This is a genomic window from Neisseria sp. P0021.S007, from assembly GCF_051956855.1.
In genome coordinates this window covers 1-506 of the sequence record NZ_JBQCXA010001278.1, presented here as the reverse complement: position 1 = coordinate 506, position 506 = coordinate 1, and the positions used below count along the sequence as shown (strand labels likewise).

The 506-nt window shown below is 49.2% G+C and carries 1 protein-coding gene; it reads left to right on the top strand.

Annotated features, from left to right (window positions below):
- Positions 1 to 506: tetratricopeptide repeat protein (locus ACTHUR_RS18725; RefSeq protein WP_440400274.1), on the top strand; the 506-nt coding region annotated here is incomplete at both ends.

Here is a 506-nt window from a genome sequence, read left to right as displayed (position 1 = left end):
ATCACATTCCCTGTTTCTTTTGCCGCTTACTCTATTGGCCGCATCATGCGCCGTTTCCCATCCTTCCCAACCTGCCGACAATCCCAACTTTGTCCTGCCGGATATTCCGCGTGAGCCTTTGCATACAAAAAGTATCCCCTATCCACGCTTGGACGCACAAACCCAGATTGACCACTTGGGCATACAAATCGCCCGACTGGAACGCACTGTTGAAGAATTAAATCAACGCTTGCACACATTGGAACAACAACGAAACATCAAACGTCCGACTACTTCGGCTTCCAAACCAAAAGCCCAGCGATTAGACGACCACAAGCTGAAAATGAACTATTTAGCCAATGGCGGAGGCGTGCCGTCTGAAACAGACTCAGCCGCACAAAACGAACTGCGCCTTTATAATCAGGCGCAAAAATACTATCAGCGCAACAACTTCTCTGCTGCAGTAGCCATTCTAAAAGAAGCTGACGGTGGCAACGGAAGCGAAATTGCCCGCCGCAATATGTACC